This is a genomic window from Bordetella petrii (assembly GCF_020991325.1).
GTDB classification, from domain to species: Bacteria; Pseudomonadota; Gammaproteobacteria; order Burkholderiales; family Burkholderiaceae_B; genus Bordetella_A; species Bordetella_A petrii_E.
Genome location: NZ_JAJMLX010000420.1, coordinates 1 through 2,650 on the forward strand (window position 1 = coordinate 1; position 2,650 = coordinate 2,650).

Below are 2,650 nucleotides of genomic sequence, written 5' to 3' on the forward strand. Positions count from 1 at the left end.
ACCACCAGCATCAGCCGCGCCGGGTCGACACGCTGAGCCACCAGCCCAAGCGCGATTTCTTCTGGGTGCCAGTGGGCCTGGCGGTGCTGCTGCTGGCGCTGTGGCATGCGATCGCGGCGCTGCTGGCATGGCGGCGGGATGGGCAGTCGGTGGCGCGGGAAAAAGAGGACGGCGCATGGACCTCGACCTGAGCGCCTTCCACTTCCTGCGTCCCTGGTGGTTGCTGGTCTTGCCATTGGCGGGACTGCTGGGGGGGGCGAGGCGCGGCGAGCGCGCGTCCCTGGCGCGCGGCAGCGGGATTGCCGCTGAGTTGCTGCCGTACCTGACGGTGCGCGCTGCGGGCAGCCGCGGACCGCGTCCCATCGACCTGCTGGCCGCAATGATGGCATTGGGCGCGCTGGCGCTGGCGGGGCCCGCCTGGGAAAGGGACGAGCCCGCCTACCTGGACAATGTCGCACCGCTGATCGTGGCGGTGGACCTGTCGCCTTCCATGGATGGCGCCGACGTGCCACCGACTCGCCTGGAAGCGGCCAAGCACACGGTGCGCGACCTGGCGGCGCGCCGGGCTGGCGCCAAGACCGGATTGATCGCCTATGCCGGCAGCAGCCACCTGGTGCTGCCTCCCACCGACGACGGCAACCTGCTGGATCTCTTTGCCCAGGCCTTGTCCACGGACCTGACTGATAACGCCGGCCGCGACGCGGCGGGCGCTATTGCGCTGGCCGCGCGCGTGCTGCAGGCGGAGCGGGCTGGCGGCACCTTGCTGCTGTTGACCGACGGCGTGGACACGCAGCAATTGGACCCCGTGCGCGAGCATGCCCAGGCGGCGCGCGATATGCAGGTGCTGTTGATGGCGGTGGGGCAAGCGGGCCTGGACGCAGACGGCTTGCGCGACCTGGCCGGCGCGGCGGGCGCATCCCTGGGCAGCCTTACCGGCGGGCCCGATGACCTGGACTGGATTGCCTTGCATGCACAGCAGCATTTCCGTGTCGTACAGGACGCGCAGTCTGGCCAGATCCATTGGAAAGATGCCGGTTACTGGCTGTGCTGGCCGCTGGCGCTGCTGGCCCTGCTGGCCGTGCGGCGCGGCTGGAACGTTGCCTGGGCCGCGGGCGTGCTGATCGCCGTGCTGGCCACGGCCGCTCCGCCGCCCGCGCAGGCCGGCCCTGTGGCCGATGCGTTCCTTACCGCCGACCAGCAGGGCCGGCTGGCGTTCGAACAGGGCCGTTACGAAGCGGCGGCGGCTCACTTTCGCGACCCTTACTGGAAAGGCCGCGCGGCATATCAGGCGGGAAACTACAAGGCGGCGCTGAACGCGTTTTCCACGTTGCCCACGGCCGAAGGATACTTCTATGCCGGCAATACCCAGGTGCGCCTGCATCAGTACGACGCCGCCCTGGCTGCTTACGATCAGGCGCTGGCCCTGAAACCGGATTGGCAGCCCGCCATGGTCAACCGGGACATCGTGGCTAGACTGCTGGACGCAATGAGCCAGGAGCAGCAAGGCCAGCCCGTCGAACCGCCCGACCGCAGCATCCAGGACAAGTCGGCGCAGGCAGGAAAGATGACGCGGGTGCAGGGCGGCCAGGCGCTGTCGGAAGACGCCTGGCTGCGCAATCTGACCGTCTCGCCCGCGCGCTTCCTGCGCGGCAAGTTCGCCGCCGAAGATGCCGCCAAAGATGCCGCAGGAGTGACGCGATGAATACGGGCGCGCTTGCCTTGCAGCGTGTGTGGCGGCTGCTGTTGCCGCTGGCCTTCATCCTGGGTGCGGCCGCGCCGGTTCGCGCACAGGACGGCCCCGTGATGGAAGTCACGGCCCGTCTGCAGACACCGGCGCAAGTCGTGGTGGGGTCGACCCTGCGGCTGGAGTTGCAAGTCATGACGCCCACCTGGTTCACACAGCCGCCGCAGCTGCCGCCGCTGGATCTGCCTGGTGTCATGGTCACGCCGCCATCGGGCCAGGGCGAGATCGTTCGCGCACAGAAAAACGGCGTCGCCTACAGCGGCCTGCGCTATACCTATGTGCTAAGCCCCACCACTCCCGGCACCCTGCAGGTGCCCGCGCTGAGCGTGAGTGCCCAGGTGGGGCCGGGGAACCACCCGGTCAGTGCCCGCAGCGATCCGCTTTCATTCACCGTCGCGGCCGGCAGCCCCAATCCTGATGGCGCGGCGGCCATCGCCGCTGGGCAACTGCAGATATCGCAGGAGTTCGCGCTGGCGCCCGATCCGTTGGTCAAGGGCGGCCGCGTAACGCGCAGCATCGTGCAGCGCGCCGATGGCGTGCAGGCCATGTTGCTGCCGGCCGCGCCGCTGGAGGACGTACCCGGGTTCAAGCGCTATCCGCGCGAGCCGGACGTAAGTACCCTGACCGACGGCCGTGGCGGCTTCCGGGGCGGACAGCGCATCGATCGGGCCGATTACGTGGCCCTGGACACTGGCAAGCTGGCGCTTCCGGCGGTGACCATGCATTGGCGCGACGCTGCTGGTGGGCAAGCGCGCCGGCAGGAGCTGCCGGGACGCGAATTCATCGTGGCGGCGGCGCCGGCCGCGGCGCCCGTGTTTTCATTGGCCGACGATCTGGTTGTCGATGGTTTCCAGCGTGCCGGTGGCAATGGCCTGGGTATCGGTGCGATCGTAGGCCTGCACTTGC

General features: G+C 69.2%; 2 protein-coding genes and 1 pseudogene. All 3 read left to right on the plus strand.

Annotated features, from left to right (window positions below):
* Positions 1 to 191: pseudogene (locus LPZ50_RS23945) on the plus strand (hypothetical protein); the annotation flags it as partial.
* On the plus strand, positions 176 to 1,702 hold the full coding sequence (locus tag LPZ50_RS23950) for a vWA domain-containing protein (RefSeq protein WP_230665345.1): 1,527 nt from the start codon (positions 176 to 178) through the stop codon (positions 1,700 to 1,702). The pseudogene LPZ50_RS23945 and the gene LPZ50_RS23950, both read left to right, overlap by 16 nt.
* A partial coding sequence (locus tag LPZ50_RS23955) for a BatD family protein (protein ID WP_419195638.1) occupies positions 1,699 to 2,650 on the plus strand: 952 nt, incomplete at its 3' end. The genes LPZ50_RS23950 and LPZ50_RS23955, both read left to right, overlap by 4 nt.

Excerpts from the sequence above, each read along its gene's own strand:
- LPZ50_RS23950 (WP_230665345.1), top strand. The coding sequence starts at position 176 with ATGGACCTCGACCTGAGCGCCTTCCACTTCCTGCGTCCCTGGTGGTTG.